We start from the raw sequence: 19,350 nt of genomic DNA on the forward strand, positions 1-19,350 counted from the left end.
GATGCCAGCGGTGGTGGCCTGGGGTGGATACCAGCCGTGGTGGCTGAGGTGGGTGCCAGCGGTAGTGGCTGAGGTGGATACCAGCGGTGGTGGCTGAGGTGGGTGCCAGCCACCACCGCGGCTGGGGTGGGTGCCAGGCCGTGCTGGCTGATCAGGACTTTCCGAGTTCCTCGTCGATGATGTCGAAGACGTCGTCGAGCGTCGCCGAGGTCAGGTCGGCCGTCTCAGCCTCGGGCTCCGGCTCGTCCCATGTGTTCAGGAGCGAGCGGAGCCGCAGCCGGATGTCCCCGGCCAGCGCGTCGTCCGGGTCGAGCTTGGCCATGGTGATCGACAGTCTGTTGAGTTCGCTGAGTACGGCGGCGGCGGGCGAGCCGTGGTCGGCGAGGACCGTCGTGCGCAGGTGCGCCGCGAGCGCCGCGGGGTTGGGGTGGTCGAACACCAGGGTGGCGGGCAGGCGGGCGTCGACTTCCGCGTCGAGGCGGTTGCGGAGCTCCACCGCGGTCAGCGAGTCGAAGCCGAGCGCCTTGAACGCCCGGTCCGCCTCGACGGCCTCCGGTCCCGCGAAGCCGAGGACGGCCGCGGTGTGCGTGCGGACGAGGTGGACGAGCGCCCGGTCCTGCTCCGCCTCGGTGAGGCCCGCGAGGCGCTGGGCAAGCGGGACCGCGCCGGAGTCCTCGCCGGACCGCGCGGTCCTGCGGGCGGGGGTGGGAACCAGGCCGCGCAGCAGCGGCCGCACCCGCTCCGGGTGGGCGCGCAGCGCCGCCAGGTCGATCGCGGCGGGCACCGCCGTCGCGGCGCCGGTGGCGCGGGCCGCGTCGAACAGCGCCATGCCGTCCTCGTTGGCCAGCGGGACCATGCCACCGCGCGCCATGCGCTGCACGTCGGCGTCGTCGAGGTGGCCGGTGATGCCGCTGGCCTCGGCCCACAGGCCCCAGGCCAGTGACGTCGCGGGCAGCCCCGCGGCGCGGCGGTGGTGGGCGAGCGCGTCGAGGTAGGCGTTGGCGGCCGCGTAGTTGCCCTGCCCTGGGCCGCCGAACACACCGGCGGCCGCGGAGAACAGGACGAACGCGGTGAGGTCGCGGCCCTGGGTCAGCTCGTGCAGGTGCTGTGCGGCGTCGGCCTTCGGGCGGAGCACGGCGTCGATGTGCTCCGGGGTGAGGGACTCGATGACGCCGTCGTCCAGGACGCCCGCGGTGTGCACGACGGCGGTCACGGGGTGCTCCGCGAGGAGCGCGGCGACCGCGTCGCGGTCGCTGACGTCGCAGGCGGCGACCGCGACGCGCGCGCCGAGTGCCTCCAGTTCTTGGCGCAGTTCCGCCGCGCCCGGCGTGGCCGTGCCGCGCCTTCCGGTCAGGACGAGGTCGCGTACGCCGTGGTGGGAGACGAGGTGCCGGGCGGTCAGGCCGCCGAGCACGCCGAGCCCGCCGGTGATCAGTACCGTGCCGTCGGGGGCGAAGGCCTCCGGGGCGGGGGCGTTCGCCGGGACGGCGAGCCGGGCGAGCCGTGGCGCCGTGGTGGCTCCGCCCCTGATCGCGAGCTGCGGCTCTCCGCTCGCCACGGCGGCGGGAAGGCCGCGCAGCGACCGCTCGTCGCCGTCCGTGTCGACCAGGACGAACCGGGTCGGGTGCTCCGACTGCGCCGAGCGCACCAGGCCCCACACGGGGGCGCGCACCAGGTCCGGTACGTCCTCGTCAGGGCCGGCGGCGATGGCGCCGCTGGTGAGCAGCACGAGCTGGGAGTCGGCGAGCTGGTCGGCGGCGAGCCACCGCTGGAGCAGGCCGAGGGTGTGGTGCGTGGCCGCTCGGGGGGTCGTCGCGCTCGCGCCGGGCGTCACGGCCACGTACCGGGGCGCGGGTGCGCCCTGGTCGAGGGCGGCCAGGAGCGCGGCCAGGTCGGCGTGTGCGTCGGCCTGTTGGCCCGCGGCGGTGAGCGCGTGGGCGAGGCCGTCGGTGTCGCCGCCGAGCAGCGCCCAGGTGCCGCTGTCGGGGGCGGCGTCCTGGGCCGGGGCCCAGGCCACCGTGAACAGGGAGTCGCGGTGCGCGGAGCGGGCGAGGGCGAGCTGGTCGGCCGACAGGGGCCGCAGGGTGAGCTCGTCGACGGCGGCGACGGGTTCGCCGGTGCCGTCGGTGACGAGCACGGCCACGGCGTCCACGCCGACGGGCGTGAGCCGGACGCGCAGCGCCCTCGCGCCGGTCGCGAGGAGCCGTACCCCGGCCCACGAGAACGGGAGTCCCGCGGAGCTGACGCCGAGGCCGACGGCGTGCAGGGCCGTGTCCAGGAGCGCGGGGTGCAGGCCGAAGCCGTCGTCCGCGAGTCCTTCGGGCAGGGCCGCTTCCGCGAACACCTCGTCGCCCTTGCGCCAGGCGGCGCGCAGGCCCTGGAAGGCGGGGCCGTGGTCGAGGCCGGAGGCGGCGACGGTGGCGTAGTGCCCGTCGAGGTCGACCGGTTCGGCTTCGCTCGGCGGCCAGGCGACGAGGGTGTCGGTGACGGGTTGTGCCCGCTCGGTCAGGGCGCCGGTGGCGTGGCGGGTCCAGTCGCCGCCGTCGTCGCCCCGGGAGTCCACGGTGAAGGCGCGCCTGTCGGTGGCGTCCGGTCCGGCGAGGCTGAGCCGCACCTGGACGCCGTCCCGTTCGGGAAGGACCAGGGGTGTCTCCAGGACCAGGTCGTCCAGGGAGGCGCAGCCGACGTGGTCACCGGCGCGCAGCGCAAGGTCGACGTAGGCGGCGCCGGGGAGCACCGCGGAGCCGAGGACGCGGTAGTCGGAGAGCCAGGGGTGGGTGCGCGGGGACAGCCTGCCGCTGAACACGAGGCTCTGGGAGTCGGCGAGTTCGGTGACGGCGGCGAGCACGGGGTGGTCGACGCGGCCGAGTCCCGCGGAGGTGACGTCGCCGGAGGCGGTGTGCGTCGTCGTGGGCCAGAAGCGGGTGCGCTGGAACGGGTAGGTCGGCAGGTCGACGCGGCGCGTGCCGGACGTCCGCCACTCCACCTGGCCGCCGCGGGCGAACAGGCCGGCCGCGGCGGACAGGAGCCGGGTCAGGCCGCCGTCCCCGCGTCGCAGGGAGCCGACGACGATGCCTTCGGGGCCGGTGAGTTCGCCCAGGCCCGCCACGAGGACGGGGTGCGGGCTCACTTCGACGAACGCCGTGAACCCGTCCGCCGCCAGGGTGGAGACGGCGTCGGCGAACTCGACGGTCTGCCGCAGGCTCCGGTACCAGTAGGCGGCGTCCAGCTCGCGGGTGTCCAGCCAGCCGCCGGTCAGCGGGGAGTAGTACGGCACGTCGGCGGGGCGCGGCGACACGTCCGCGAGGCCTTCCAGGAGGCGCCCCTCGATCCGTTCGACGTGGTGGGAGTGGGGGGCGTAGTCGGCGAGGACGCGCCGTGCCCACACGCCGTTCCCGGCGCAGTCCTGAAGGAGTTCGTCGAGCGCGTCGAGGTCTCCGGAGACGACGACGGAGGCGGGTCCGTTGACGACGCCGACGGCGAGCTGTCCTTCCCAGCGGGCGATCAGCTCCCGTACGTCGGCCACGGGCAGCGCGACCGACACCATGCCGCCCTGCCCGGACAGCGCCGCGAGGGCTCCGCTGCGCAGGACGACGAGCCGGGCGGCGTCCTGCAGGGTCAGGGCGCCCGCGACGCAGGCCGCGGCGATCTCGCCCTGGGAGTGGCCGAGGACGGCGCTGGGCTCGACGCCCCACGACCGCCAGGTCGCGGCCAGCGACACCATCACCGCGAACAGGGCGGGCTGGACGACGTCGAGGCGTTCCATGAGGGCGGGGTCGTGGATCGCGTCGAGGAGCGACCAGTCGACGAACTCCTCGAGCGCGGCGGCGCACTCCTCCATGCGGGTCCGGAACTCCGGCGAGGATTCCAGCAGGTCGCCCGCCATGCCGAGCCACTGCGAGCCGTGGCCGGGGAACACGAACACCGGGCCGGTGCCGCGCTGGTCGGCCACGCCGGTGACGACGTTCGGGGCCTCGCGGCCGTCGGCGAGGGCGGTGAGACCGGAGAGGAACTCCTCCTGGTCCTGGCCCACCACGACGGCCCGGTGGTCGAACGTGGCGCGGGAGCGCAGCGCGTGGGCGACGTCGGCGACGGGCAGGCCCGGCTGGCGGGCGCACTCCTCCCGGAGCCGGGCCGCCTGTTCCCGCAGGGCATCGCCGGAGCGCGCGGTCAGCACCCACGGGACGACGCCCGCCGGTGCGGGTCCGGTCTCGTCCGGTGTCGTCCGGGGGGCCTGCTCGATGACGGTGTGCGCGTTCGTACCGCTGAATCCGAACGAGGACACGCCCGCGCGCCACGGCCGGTCCACGGCGGGCCAGTCGCGCTGGTCGGTGAGCAGGCGCACCGCGCCCGCGGACCAGTCGACGTGCGAGGACGGGGCGTCGACGTGGAGGGTGCGGGGCAGCACGCCGTGGCGCATCGCGAGGACCATCTTGATCACACCGGCGACTCCGGCGGCGGCCTGGGTGTGGCCGAGGTTGGACTTGATCGAGCCGAGCCACAGCGGCTGGTCGTCGGGCCGGTCCTGGCCGTACGTGGCGAGCAGGGCCTGCGCCTCGATCGGGTCGCCCAGCTTCGTACCCGTACCGTGCGCCTCCACCGCGTCCACATCCGCCGAGGTGAGGCCCGCGCTGGCGAGGGCCTGGCGGATGACGCGCTGCTGCGCGGGCCCGTTGGGGGCGGTGAGGCCGTTGGAGGCGCCGTCCTGGTTGACGGCCGAGCCCCGTACGACGGCGAGGACCTGGTGGCCGTTGCGCTCGGCGTCGGAGAGGCGTTCGACGAGGAGCATGCCGATGCCCTCGCCCCAGCCGGTGCCGTCGGCGGCGTCGGCGAAGGCCTTGCAGCGGCCGTCGACGGACAGGCCGCGCTGGCGGCTGAACTCGATGAACGCGCCCGGCGTCGACATCACCGTGACACCGCCCGCCAGGGCCAGTTCACACTCGCCCTGGTGCAGCGCCTGCACGGCGAGGTGCAGGGCGACAAGCGACGACGAGCAGGCCGTGTCGACGGTGACGGCGGGTCCTTCGAGGCCGTAGGTGTAGGAGAGGCGGCCGGACATGACGCTGGCCGCGCTGCCCGTCGCCACGTGCCCGCCCACGTCCTCGGCGGCCCCTTCGAGGACGAGTCCGTAGTCCTGCACGTTCGAGCCGACGAACACGCCGATCCGCTCGCCGCGCAGCGCGTTCGGGTCGAGTCCGGCGCGCTCGAAGGTCTCCCAGGAGGTTTCGAGGAGGAGGCGCTGCTGCGGGTCCATGGCGAGGGCCTCGCGCGGCGAGATGCCGAAGAAGCCCGCGTCGAAGTCGGCCACGCGGTCGAGGAAGGCGCCGCTGCGGCTGTAGGACGTGCCCACCCCTTCGGGGTCCGGGTCGTACAGCGCCTCCAGGTCCCAGCCGCGGTCGTCCGGGAACCGCGACACCGCGTCGCCGCCCGCCAGGAGCACCTGCCACAGCTCTTCGGGGCTCGTCACGCCGCCGGGGTAGCGGCAGGCCATCGCCACGATCGCGATGGGTTCGTCGGTGGTGCCGGGAGCGGTGGTGCCGGGCGTGGGGAGGGGCCCGCCGAGCGGTTCCTGGACCTCCGACAGCAGGTGGGCGGCGAGCGCGGCGGGGCTGGGGTAGTCGAAGACGACGGTGGCGGGCAGGGTCAGGCCGGACGCGGTGGTGAGGCGGTTGCGCAGTTCCACGGCGGTCAGCGAGTCGAAGCCCAGGTCGCGGAAGGCCCGGTCGGGGTCCACGGCGCCGGTCGAGGTGTGCCCCAGGACGGCGGCGGCCTCCGTGACGACGAGGCCGCGCACCGCGTCCCGCTGCCGCTCGGGGTCGAGGCCGGTGAGGAGGCGGCGCAGCGCGGCGCCGTCCTCGTCGGCGGCACCGGATCCATGGGGCGCGCCCGGCCGGTCGGCCTGGGCGGCGATCGCGTCGCGCGCCTCGGCCAGGTCGGCGAGCAGCGGGCTGGGCCTGCCGATGGTGAACGCGGGGGCGAACCGCTCCCAGTCGACGTCCGCGACGACGGTGGTCGGCGTCCCGCCGCCGACGGCGTCGGCGAGGGCGCTCACCGCGGGTTCGGGCGGCAGGGCCGGGAGCCCGCGCCGGGACAGCTGCCGTCGCGCCTCGTCGTCGGCCATGCCGCCGCCGCCCCAGGGGCCCCAGGCCACGGTGGTACCGGGCAGGCCGAGCGAGGCGCGGTGTTCGGTGAGCGCGTCGAGGTAGGCGTTGGCGGCGCTGTAGGCGAGCTGGCCGCCGCTGCCCCAGATCCCGGCGATCGAGGAGTAGGAGAGGAACGCGTCGAGGGGCGTGTCGGCGAGGAGTTCGTGCAGGTGGGCGGCGCCCGCCACCTTGGCGGTGACCACGTCCGCGAAGCGCGCGAGGTCCGTCTCGTCGGCGGGGACGCTGTCGTTGAGCCCGGCGGTGTGGACGACGGCGCGGACCGGGTCACCGGCGGCGGCCAGGTCGTCGAGGAGCGCGGCGAGGCCGTCCCTGTCGGCGATGTCGACGGCGGCGACCGTGACGCGGGCGCCGAGGTCAGCGAGTTCGGCGTCCAGTTCCGCCGCGCCTGCGGCGTCGGGGCCGCGCCTGCTGACCAGGACGATGTGCTCGGCTCCGTGCGCGGCGAGCCAGCGGGCGGCCCGCGCTCCGAGGGCGCCGAGACCGCCGGTCACCAGGGCCGTGCCGCGGGGCGTCCAGGCGAGGCCCGCGGCGGTCGGCGCGGCGCGGCGCAGCCGCCGGGCGAGGACGCCGGACGCGCGGACGGCGACCTGGTCCTCCGCTCCGCCAAGGAGGCCGCACAGCCGTGCGGCCACGGGCTCGTCCACCGTCTGCGGCAGGTCGACAAGGCCGCCCCAGCGGTCGGGGTGTTCCAGCGCGGCGGCCCGGCCAAGGCCCCACACCATGGACTGCGCGTATCCCGCGACCGCGTCCTCCGCGCCCGCCGACACCGCGCCCGACGTCACGCACCACAGCGGTGCTCGTACGTCCGTGTCGCCGAGCGCCTGGAGCAGCGCGAGGGTGGCCGCGACGCCGTTCGGCACGGCGGGGTGGTCGGGGTGCGGCGACTCGTCGAACGCGAGGAGCGAGAGGACGCCGCTGATCTCGGCGCCCGCGACGGCCGCGCGCAGCGCGTCGGCCAGGCCCTCGCGGTCGGCCCCGGCCACGGGCAGCGCGAGGAGCGTGAGGCCCTGGCCGGTCAGCGACTCGGCAAGCGCGGCGGCGCGCTCGTCGCCCGCGGGCGTCACGGCGAGCCAGGTGCCCGCGGGAGGCGTGACGGCCTGGTGGCCGACGGCCTTCCAGTCGACGGTGTAACGCCACTTGTCGACCGTGGACTTCTCGCGGCTCTGGCGCCGCCACGACGCGAGGAGCGGAAGGACGGCGCGGAGCGAGTCGGTGGTCTCGTCGTCGCTGACGCCGAGGGACGACGCGAGCGCGGTCGCCTCCTCGCTGTCGACGGCGGCCCAGAACTCCGCCTCGGCCGCGTCGGGCGCGGCCTCGTTCCCGCCGGGCTTGGTGTCCATCCAGTACCGCTGGTGCTGGAAGGCGTAGGTGGGCAGGTCGACGCGCCGGGCTCCGCTGCCCGCGAACCAGGCGCTCCAGTCGACGGCCACGCCGCGCGCGTGCAGCGCGGCGACCGTGGTGAGCAGGGCGGCCTCCTCGGCCCTGTCCGCGCGCAGCGCGGGCAGGAACACCGCGTCGGGCGCGCTGCCCAGACCGAGCGCGGTCAGCGTCCCGCCGGGCCCGATCTCCACGAACGCGGTCACACCCTCGTCCCGCGACGCGCTCACGGCGTCGGCGAACCGCACCGCCTCGCGCACGTGCCGCACCCAGTACTCCGGCGAGCACAGCTCTTCAGCGGTGGCCCGGGCGCCGGTCAGCGTGGACACGATGGGGATGGAGGGCGCGTCGTACGACACGCTCTCAAGTACCGCGCGGAAGTCGTCGAGCATCGGGTCCATCAACGGAGAGTGGAACGCGTGGCTCACCCGCAGCTTGGTGACCTTGCGGCCCGCCGCACGCCACCGCTCGCCAACAGCGTCCACATCAGCGGCGACACCAGAGACGACGATGGACGACGGCCCATTCACCGCCGCGACACCAACGGTCTCCGGCAGCTCCGCCGCCACCTCATCCTCGGTCGCCTGGATGGCGACCATCGCACCGCCCTCAGGCAGCGCCTGCATCAGCCCGGCACGGGCCGACACCACCTTCACGGCGTCAGCGAGGGACCACACACCAGACACATGCGCGGCCGCGAGCTCGCCGATCGAATGCCCGGCGAGTACGTCAGGACGCACACCCCACGACTCGAGCAGACGGAACAGCGCCACCTCGACCGCGAAGAGCGCGGGCTGCGTCACCCCGGTCTCATTCAGCGCCTCAGCGTCCTCACCGAACAGCACCTCACGGACCTCAGGCGCCAGGAGATCCAGCACCTCATCCAACTTTTCGGCGAACACCGGGAACCGGTCCGCCAGTTCACGGCCCATGCCAAGACGCTGCGAGCCCTGGCCCGAGAACAGGAAGCCCACCCGGTGGGCGGCTGCCGCGCCCACCACGACGCCCGGTTCTTCACGTCCCTCGGCGAGCGCGGCGAGCGCCGACAGGAACGCGGCGGGCTCGGCGGCGACGACCACCGCGCGGTGGTCGAGGGCCGTCCGTGATGTCGCGAGGGAGTAGGCGATGTCGACGGGTGCGTGCGTGTCCGCGAGGGCGAGCAGGCGCTCCGCCTGGCCGCGCAGCGCGTTCTCGTCGCCCGCCGAAAGCACCCACGGCACCAGGCCGTCGTACGTCTGCTCGGGGGCCTTCTCCGGCTCGACGGCAGGGGCTTGCTCGATGACGGCGTGCGCGTTCGTACCGCTGAACCCGAACGACGACACACCCGCCCGCCACGGCCGGCCTGTCTCCGGCCACGCGCGGTCCTGCGTCAGCAGTTCCACCGCGCCCGCCGACCAGTCGACGTGCGGCGACGGCTCGTCCACGTGGAGCGTGCGAGGCAGGACGCCGTGACGCATCGCCATGACCATCTTGATCACACCCGCCACACCGGCAGCCGCCTGCGTGTGACCGATGTTCGACTTCACCGAACCCAGCCACAGCGGCTGGCCTTCGGGCCGGTCCTGGCCGTACGTGGCGAGCAGCGCCTGCGCCTCGATCGGGTCGCCGAGCTTGGTGCCCGTACCATGTGCCTCGACCGCGTCCACGTCGGCGGGAGTGAGGCCCGCGCTGGCCAGGGCCTGGCGGATCACCCGCTGCTGGGACGGGCCGTTCGGGGCCGTCAGGCCGTTGGACGCGCCGTCCTGGTTGACCGCCGAGCCACGGACCACCGCGAGCACCTGGTGGCCGTTACGCTGCGCGTCCGACAGGCGCTCCACGAACAGCATGCCCACGCCCTCGCCCCAGCTCGTGCCGTCGGCGGCGGCGGCGAACGCCTTGCAGCGGCCGTCCAGCGAAAGGCCGCGCTGGCGGCTGAACTCGATGAACGCACCCGGCGTCGACATCACCGTCACACCGCCCGCCAGGGCCAGCGAGCACTCCCCCGACCGCAGCGCCTGCACCGCCAGGTGCAGCGCCACCAGCGACGACGAGCACGCCGTGTCGACGGTGACGGCCGGGCCCTCGAAGCCGAAGGTGTAGGAGAGGCGGCCGGAGGCCACGCTGGCCGCGTTGCCGGTCGCCATGTAGCCGCCGACGTCCTCGGCGGCCTCGCCCAGGACGAGCCCGTAGTCCTGGGCGTTGGAGCCGACGAACACGCCGACGCGCTCGCCGCGCAGCGAAGCCGGGTCGATGCCCGCCCGTTCCAGGAGTTCCCAGGAGGTTTCCAGGAGGAGGCGCTGCTGCGGGTCCATGGCGAGGGCCTCGCGCGGTGAGATGCCGAAGAAGCCCGCGTCGAATCCGCTCACGTCCGCCAGGAAGGCGCCCGACCGCAGATACGTGGTGCCCACGGAGTCCGGGTCGGGGTCGTACAGCGCCTCCACGTCCCAGCCACGGTCGGCCGGGAAGTCCACCACCGCGTCGCCGCCCGCGAGGAGCACCCGCCACAGGTCTTCCGGGCTCGCCACGCCGCCGGGGAACCGGCACGACATCGACACGATCGCGATCGGCTCGTCGGCCGGGCCCGCCACGGCCGTGGGCGCGGTGGGGTCGAAGTCCACGCCCGCGCCGGACAGTTCGGTGCGCAGGTACGCGGCGAGTTCGGCGGCGGTCGGGTAGTCGAAGACCAGGGTCGCGGGCAGGGCGACGCCTGTGGCCTCGCTCAGGCGGGAGCGCAGCTCGACCGCCGTCAGCGAGTCGAAGCCCAGGTCCTTGAAGGCTCGTGTCGCGGAGAAAGCGTCGGCCGACACATGGCCGAGGACCGCCGCAGCCTCGTACCGGACCAGGTCGGTCAGCTGCCGCTCCTGCTCCGCCTCGTCAAGCCCAGCGAGCCGCCGCGCCAGTTCCGACGAACCCTGATCCACCGTCGTGGCCTCGAACGCGGCGCGTACGGCCGGGAGTTCACTCAGCAGCGCGCTCGGGCGCTGCGCCATGAACGTACCCGCGAACCGCTCCCAGTCCACATCGGCGACCACGACGTTCCCGTCACCACGCTCCACCGCCGTGGCCAGGCCCGCGATCGCCACGGCGGGAGTCATCGTCGACAGGCCCCAGCGGTGCAGCAGCGCGGCCTGTTCGGCGGTGGCGACCATGCCGCCGCCGCCCCACGGGCCCCACGCCACGGCCGTGGCGGGAAGGCCTGAAGCCCTGCGGTGCTCGGCCAGCGCGTCCAGGTAGGCGTTGGCAGCCGCGTACGCGCCCTGCCCACTGCTCCCCCACACACCAGCGATCGACGAGAACAGCACGAACGCGTCCAACGACGTGTCGGCGAGCAACTCGTGCAGGTTGCGGGCACCGTCGGCCTTCGCCGCCAGTACGTCAGCGAGGTCGTCCGGGTCGAGGTCGGCGAGGGTGGCCGACCGCTCGATGCCCGCCGCGTGCACCACAGCGTCGAGTTCCGGAAGGCTGTCCAGCAGCGCCGCGACGGACTCCCGGTCCGCCATGTCACAGGCCGCGAACGTCACCCGTACGCCCAACTCGCCCAGCTCAGCCGCCAGTTCCGAAGCACCCTCGGCCTCGCCGCCACGACGGCTGGCCAGCACCAGATGCTCAGCCCCCTGCCCCGCAAGCCACCGCGCCACATGACCACCCAGAGCACCAAGACCACCGGTGACAAGCACCGTCCCACGCGGCGACCAACCAGCCCCCGACACCTCACCCAATGGCGCCGGCACCAGCCTGCGACCGAGCACCCGGCCACCGCGTACAGCGACCTGATCCTCACCACTCACCCCGGCAAGCACCGAGACCAACAAGTCACCAGTCGACTCGTCGTCGTGCGCCTCCGGCAGATCGACCAGACCGCCCCAGCGGCCCGGCCGCTCCAGCGCGGCCACCCGGCCCAGACCCCACACCATCGACTGCTCAAACCCAGCCACAACGTCATCCGGACCCGCAGCCACCGCACCCGACGTCAGGCACCACAACGGAGCCGACACACCCGCGTCCGTCAGCGCCCGCAGCAGCCCGGTCGTGAGAACGGCACCGGCGTCCGCAAGCCCGAGCAGCGAGACCACACCGCTGAGAACGGGCAGTTCACGCAGCTGTTCCGCCCAATCGGCGGCATCCGCGTCCACGCGCAGGACCCGCGCCTCTGCGCCGTTGCGGGTCAGCTCGTCGCGCACCCACTCGGCCCGCTCCTCACCCACCAGCGCCACGACCAGCCACGTGCCATCGAGCTGACCGGCTCCAGCCGCCACCGGCTGCCACTCGACCCCGTACCGCCAGCCATCGGCCGTGGACCGGTCCCGCTGCTCCTTGCGCCACTCGGACAACCGAGGCAGCACCGCGCTCAGCGGGTCGTCCGACGACACATCCAGGGTGCGGGCGAAGTCGGCGACATCGCCCTCCTCGACGACCTCCCAGAACCGCGCCTCCGCCGGAGACAACCGCTCGGCACCCGCGTCGGCGGCAGCGGCGTCCAGCCAGTAGCGCTCCCGCTGGAACGCGTACGTCGGCAGGTCCACCCACCGCGAACCTCGTTCGACGAGGAACGCCTCCCAGTCCACGCGGACACCGCGCACATGCAGCTGTCCCGCAGCCGTCGTGACGGCCGTCGCCTCCGGGCGATCACCACGCAGTACGGGTACGAAGACCGCGTCCGGCGCGGACTCCCGGCCAAGCGCGGACAGCACGCCACCCGGCCCGACCTCCACGAACGTGCCGACACCGTCAGCGGCCAGGGTGCTCACGGCATCGGCGAACCGCACCGCCTCACGCACGTGCCGCACCCAGTACTCCGCCGACGCCAGCTCCTCCGCCGAAGCCGAACGGCCCGTCAGCGTCGACACGATGGGTATCGCGGGCGCCTCGTACGACACGCCATCAAGCACCGCGCGGAAGTCGTCGAGCATCGGGTCCATCAGCGGCGAGTGGAAAGCGTGGCTGACACGGAGCTTGGTGACCTTGCGGCCCGCCTCGCGCCACCTCTCCCCAACAGCCTCCACATCAGCGGCGACACCCGAGACGACGATCGACGACGGGCCGTTGACCGCCGCGATCCCTACGGTCTCCGGCAGCTCCGCCGCGACCTCATCCTCCGTCGCCTGGATCGCCACCATCGCGCCACCCTCAGGCAGCGCCTGCATCAGCCCAGCACGGGCCGACACCACCTTCACGGCATCCGCGAGAGACCACACGCCCGCCACATGCGCGGCAGCCAGCTCACCAATCGAATGCCCGGCCAGCACATCCGGCCGTACACCCCACGACTCAAGGAGACGGAACAACGCCACCTCCACCGCGAACAACGCGGGCTGCGTCACCCCCGTCTCATTCAGCGCCTCAGCGTCCTCACCGAACAGCACCTCACGGACCTCAGGTGCCAGGAGATCAAGCACCTCCTCCAGGGCTTCGGCGAACACCGGGAAACGGACCGCCAGTTCACGCCCCATGCCAAGGCGCTGCGAGCCCTGGCCCGAGAACAGGAAACCCACCTGGTGCGGGTCCGCCTCGCCGAGTGCCACGCCCGGGCCGGTCCGCCCCTCGGCGAGGGCGGCCAGCGCCGACTGGAACTCGGCGGGTTCGGCGGCGACGACCACCGCGCGGTGTTCCAGCACCGCGCGCGAGAAGGCCAGGGCGCGGCCGACGTCCGCCACCGGCAGCTCCGGCGACTCGTCCACGAGGGACTTGAGCCGCGCTGCCTGCTCGCGCAGCGCCTCGGGGGTCTTGGCCGACAGCGGCCACGGGACGACGGCACCGGCGGGCAGCGGCTCCGGGGCGTGCTCGGGCTCGGCGGCCACGGGGGCCTGCTCGATGACGACGTGGGCGTTCGTACCGCTGAAGCCGAACGACGACACACCCGCCCGCCACGGCCGGTCCGCAGCGGGCCACTCGCGCTCGTCGGCGAGCAGCTCCACCGCACCCGCCGACCAGTCGACGTGCGGCGACGGCTCGTCGACATGGAGCGTGCGGGGCAGGATGCCGTGGCGCATCGCCATGACCATCTTGATGACGCCCGCCACACCGGCGGCGGCCTGTGTGTGGCCGATGTTGGACTTGACCGAGCCGAGCCACAGCGGCCGTTCGGCGTCACGGTCCTGGCCGTACGTGGCGAGCAGGGCCTGCGCTTCGATCGGGTCACCGAGGCGCGTTCCGGTGCCGTGGGCCTCGACCGCGTCCACGTCGGCGGGGGCGAGGCCCGCGCTGGCCAGGGCCTGGCGGATCACCCGCTGCTGGGACGGACCGTTCGGGGCCGTCAGGCCGTTGGACGCGCCATCCTGGTTGACCGCCGAGCCACGGACCACCGCGAGGACCTGGTGGCCGTTGCGCTGGGCGTCGGAGAGCCGCTCGACGACGAGCATGCCGATGCCCTCACCCCAGCCGGTGCCGTCCGCGTCCGCGCCGAACGCCTTGCAGCGGCCGTCCACGGAAAGGCCGCGCTGCTTGCTGAACTCCACGAACGCGGCGGGCGTCGACATCACCGTCACGCCGCCCGCGAGCGCCAGCTCGCACTCGCCCGACCGCAGCGCCTGTACCGCCAGGTGCAGCGCCACGAGCGACGACGAGCACGCCGTGTCCACGGTCACGGCCGGGCCTTCGAGGCCGAAGGTGTAGGAGAGGCGGCCGGAGATGACGCTCGCCGCGCTGCCGGTGCCGAAGTAGCCCTCGACGCTGTCCGGCGCGGACATCATCAGCGTCGTGTAGTCCTGGCCGTTGGTGCCGACGAACACGCCGGAGCGGCTGCCCCGCAGCGAGTCGGGGTCGATGCCCGCCCGCTCGAAGGCCTCCCAGGAGGTTTCCAGGAGGAGTCGCTGCTGCGGGTCCATGGCAAGGGCCTCGCGGGGCGAGATGCCGAAGAACGCCGGGTCGAAGTCCGCGACCTGGTCGAGGAAGGCGCCCTTGCGGCTGTACGAGGTGCCCGTGCGCTCGGCAGTGGGGTCGTACAGCGCCTCCAGGTCCCAGCCACGGTCGTTCGGGAAGTCCGCGACCGCGTCGCCGCCGGTCAGGAGCACCCGCCACAGGTCCTCAGGGCTCGCCACGCCGCCCGGGAAACGGCAGGCCATCGACACGATCGCGATCGGCTCGTCGGCCGGGCCCGCCACGGCCGTGGGCGCGGCGGGGTCGAAGTTCACGCTCGCGCCGGACAGTTCGGTGCGCAGGTACGCGGCGAGTTCGGCGGCGGTCGGGTAGTCGAAGACGAGCGTCGAGGGCAGGGCGACGCCCGTGGCCTCGCTCAGGCGGGAGCGCAGCTCGACCGCCGTCAGCGAGTCGAAGCCCAGCTCCCGGAAGGCGCGGTTCGCGGAGAACGCGTCGCCGGACACATGGCCGAGGACCGCCGCCGCCTCGTAACGGACGAGGTCGGTCAGCTGCCGCTCCTGCTCGGCCTCGTCGAGCCCGGCGAGCCGCTGTGCCAGCGCCGAGGAACCCCGCTCCGGTGCCGTGGCGTCGAACGCGGCGCGTACGGCGGGGAGTTCGCTGAGCAGCGCGCTCGGGCGCCGCGCCATGAACGTGCCCGCGAACCGGTCCCAGTCGACGTCGGCGAGGGTGACCGTCGCGTCGCCGTTGTCGACGGCCGCGCCGAGACCGGCGAGCGCCGCTTCGGGGGACATCGTGTTCAGGCCCCTGCGCCGCAGGTGCGCGGCCTGCCCGGAGTCCGCGACCATGCCGCCGCCGCCCCACGGGCCCCACGCCACGGCCGTGGCGGGCAGGCCCGCAGCCCTGCGGTGCTCGGCCAGGGCGTCCAGGTAGGCGTTCGCCGCGCCGTAGGCGGCCTGCCCGCCGCTGCCCCACACACCGGCGATCGACGAGAACAGCACGAACGCGTCCAGCGGTGTGTCGGCGAGCAGCTCGTGCAGGTGGCGGGCGCCGTCGGCCTTCGCCGCCAGTACGTCGGCGAACGCGCCCAGGTCGGTCGGGTCGAGGTCGGCGAGGGCTGCCGGACGCTCGACGCCCGCCGTGTGGACGACCGCGGTCAGCTCCGGGAGGCTGTGCAGCAGCGCCGCGACGGACTCCCGGTCCGCCACGTCACAGGCCGCGAGCGTCACCCGTACGCCCAGCTCGACGAGTTCGGCCTCCAGTTCCGTGGCGCCTTCGGCGGCCTGGCCGCGGCGGCTGGCGAGGACCACGTGCTCGGCCCCGCGCGCCGCCACCCAGCGCGCCACATGACCGCCCAGCGCGCCGAGGCCGCCGGTGACGAGCACCGTGCCGCGCGGCGTCCAGCCCTCGACGGGGGCGTCGCCCAAGGGTGCGGGTGCCAGCCTGCGGCCGAGGACCTCGCCGCCGCGTACAGCGACCTGGTCCTCGCCACTCGACCCGGCAAGCACCGAGGCCAGCAGATCACCGGTCGTGTCGTCGTGCGCGTCCGGCAGATCGACCAGACCGCCCCAGCGGCCGGGCTGTTCCAGCGCGGCCACCCGGCCGAGGCCCCACACCATCGACTGCTCAAGCCTGGTCACGGCGTCGTCCGGGCCCGTCGCCACCGCGCCCGACGTCAGGCACCACAGCGGAGCCGAGACGCCCGCTTCGTCCAGCGCGCGTGACACGGCGATGGTGGCCCGCAGGCCCACGGGTACGCCCGGACCGTCCCCGTCGGCGAGCGCGAGGAGCGAGACCACACCGCTGAGAACGGGCAGTTCGCTCAGCTGCTCCGCCCAGTCGGCGGCCTGCGGGTCGACGTGCAGGACCCGTGCCTCGGCACCGTTGCGAGCCAGCGCCTCGCGCACCCACTCGACCCGGTCCTCGCCGACCGGCGCCACGACCAGCCAGGCGCCGTCAAGGCGGTGGGACCCGGCCGTCACCGGCCGCCACTCGACGCCGTACCGCAAGGCGTCAGCGGTGGACCGGTCGCGCTGCTTCCTGCGCCAGGCGGAGAGGCGGGGCAGCACCGCGCTCAGCGGGTCGTCGGACGACACGCCCAACGTGCGGGCGAGGTCGCCGAGTTCGCCCTCTTCCACGGTCTCCCAGAACCGCGCCTCCACCGGAGACATGTACGCGGCGGCCTCGCCGACGGCCGGGGCGTCCAGCCAGTAGCGCTCCCGCTGGAAGGCGTACGTCGGCAGGTCCACGCGGCGGGCGTCGTCGCCGTCGAAGCAGGCGGCCAGGTCCACCGGGACGCCGCGCACGTGGAGCCCGCCGACGGCGGCGGTCAGCGCGGCGAGTTCGGGGCGGTCGCCGCGCAGGGCGGGGATGAAGGCGGCCTCCGGGGCGTTGAGCTGTCCGAGGCCGGACAGGACGCCGCCGGGGCCGATCTCCACGAAGACGTCGACGCCGTGCTCGCGGAGCGCCGCGACCGCGTCGTGGAACCGCACCGACTGGCGTACGTGGCGCACCCAGTACTCCGGCGACGCCAGCTCTTCGGCCGTGGCCAGGCGGCCGATCAGCGTCGACACGATCGGGATCGCGGGCGCGTCGTACGACACGCCCTCCAGGACGCGGCGGAAGTCGTCGAGCATCGGGTCCATCAGCGGGGAGTGGAACGCGTGGCTGACGCGCAGCCGCGTCACCTTGCGGCCCGCCGCGCGCCACCGCTCCGCGACGGCCTCCACAGCGGCGGCCGGGCCCGAGACGACCACCGAGTCAGGACCGTTCACGGCGGCGATGCCCACGTCGTCCGGCAGGTCGGGCACGGCCTCGGCCTCGGACGCCTGGATCGCGGCCATCGCGCCGCCCGAAGGCAGCGCCTGCATCAGCGCGCCGCGCGCCGACACGACCTTCACGGCGTCCGCGAGGGACCACACGCCCGCCACGTGCGCGGCGGCCAGCTCGCCGATCGAGTGGCCCGCGAGCGCCTCGGGACGCACGCCCCACGAGTCGAGCAGGCGGAACAGCGCCACCTCGACGGCGAACAGCGCGGGCTGCGTCACCCCGGTCTCGTTGAGGGCGTCGGCGTCCTCGCCGAACAGCACCTCACGGACCTCGGGCGCCAGCAGGTCTAGTACCTCATCCAGCTTTTCGGCGAACACCGGGAAACGGTCCGCCAGTTCACGCCCCATGCCGAGGCGCTGCGAGCCCTGGCCCGAGAACAGGTAGCCCACGCGGCGGGTGGCCGCCTCGCCCACCACGACGCCGGGGCCGCCGCGGCCCTCGGCGAGGGCGGTGAGGCGTTCGAGGGTGGTGTCCTTGTCCTCGGCCAGCACGACGGCCCGGTGTTCGAACACGGAGCGGGTCGTGGCCAGGGAGAAGCCGACACCCGCCGCGTCGAAGCCGTCGGCGTCCCGCACGGCCGACAGGAGGCGGTCGGCCTGCGCGCGCAGCGCGTCGGGGGTCAGGGCGGACAGCGCCCACGGTACGACGGCGGGTGCCGGGGCGGTGGCCTCGGCCGCGACCGGGGCCGTGTCGGGTCCCTGTTCCAGGATGACGTGGGCGTTCGTGCCGCTGACGCCGAACGACGACACGCCCGCGCGGCGCGGCGCGCCGGTCTCCGGCCACGCCCGGTCCTCGGTCAGGAGGGACACGGCGCCCGCCGACCAGTCGACGTGGCTGCTCGGCTCGTCGACGTGCAGGGTCCTTGGCAGTACGCCGTGCCGCATCGCCATGACCATCTTGATGATGCCGCCGACCCCGGCGGCGGCCTGGGCGTGGCCGATGTTCGACTTCAACGACCCCAGCCACAGGGGCCGTTCGGCGTCGCGGTCCTGACCGTAGGTGGCGATGAGGGCCTGGGCCTCGATGGGGTCGCCGAGGGTGGTGCCGGTGCCGTGCGCCTCGACGGCGTCCACGTCGGACGGGGTGAGGCGGGCGCTCGCGAGGGCCTGGGTGATGACCGCCTGCTGGGACGGGCCGTTCGGCGCGGTCAGGCCGTGGGACGCGCCGTCCTGGTTCACCGCGGAGCCGCGGACGATCGCGAGGACGGGGTGGCCGTTGCGGCGGGCGTCGGAGAGCCGCTCCACCAGGAGCATGCCGACGCCCTCGCCCCAGCCGGTGCCGTCGGCGCTGTCGGAGAACGCCTTGCAGCGGCCGTCCACGGACAGGGCGCGCTGCCTGCTGTACTCGACGAAGGTGCGCGGGGTCGACATGAACGTGGCGCCGCCCGCGAGTGCGAGGGAGCACTCGTCGCGGCGGAGCGCCACCATCGCGAGGTGCAGGGCCACCAGCGACGACGAGCAGGCGGTGTCCACCGTCACGGCGGGCCCGACCAGGCCGAGGGTGTAGGCGACGCGGCCGGAGGCGATGCTGCCCGCGCTGCCGTTGGCGAGGTAGCCCTCGAACCCGTCGGGCGCCTGCGGCAGGCGCGTGGCGTAGTCGTTGTACATCACGCCCGCGAACACGCCGGTCTTGGAGTCCCTGGCCCGCGCCGGGTCGATGCCCGCGCGCTCGAACGCCTCCCAGGAGGTCTCCAGGAGGAGGCGCTGCTGCGGGTCCATCGCGAGGGCCTCGCGCGGGCTGACCCCGAAGAACGCCGGGTCGAAGTCCGTGGCGCCCTGGAGGAAGCCGCCGTGGCGGGTGATGGACGTGCCCGCGTGCTCCGGGTCGGGGTCGTAGAGGGCGTCGGCGTCCCAGCCGCGGTCGGCGGGGAACTCCACCACGGCGTCCCCGCCGTCGGCGACCAGGCGCCACAGGTCCTCCGGCGACGCGACGCCGCCGGGGTAGCGGCAGCTCATCCCGATGATCGCGATGGGCTCGTGCTCCCGCTCCTCGACCTCGCGCAGGCGCCGGCGGGCGTTGCGCAGGTCGGTGGTCGCCCGCTTGAGGTAGTCGCGGAGCTTGTTCTCGTTCTCCATTTAGCGTGCGCTCCTTACAGCGGTGCGGGCAGCGGTGCAGACGGCGGGGCGGGCAGCGGGACTGCCAGCGGGAGGGACAGCAGTGCGGACGGCGGGGCGGACGGCGGGGCGGA

The 19,350-nt window shown here is 74.3% G+C and carries 1 protein-coding gene; it reads right to left on the minus strand.

The features are described 5' to 3' along the window. Positions 1 to 151 precede the first annotated feature (151 nt). Complete coding sequence (locus AC07A4_RS06135; protein ID WP_478593642.1) at positions 152 to 19,237, minus strand: type I polyketide synthase; 19,086 nt, start codon at positions 19,235 to 19,237, stop codon at positions 152 to 154. Positions 19,238 to 19,350 lie beyond the last annotated feature (113 nt).

This window comes from Streptomyces sp. NPDC043996 (assembly GCF_056435225.1).

Coding starts and splice junctions, on each gene's coding strand:
- AC07A4_RS06135 (WP_478593642.1), bottom strand. CDS start 19,237: ATGGAGAACGAGAACAAGCTCCGCGACTACCTCAAGCGGGCGACCACC.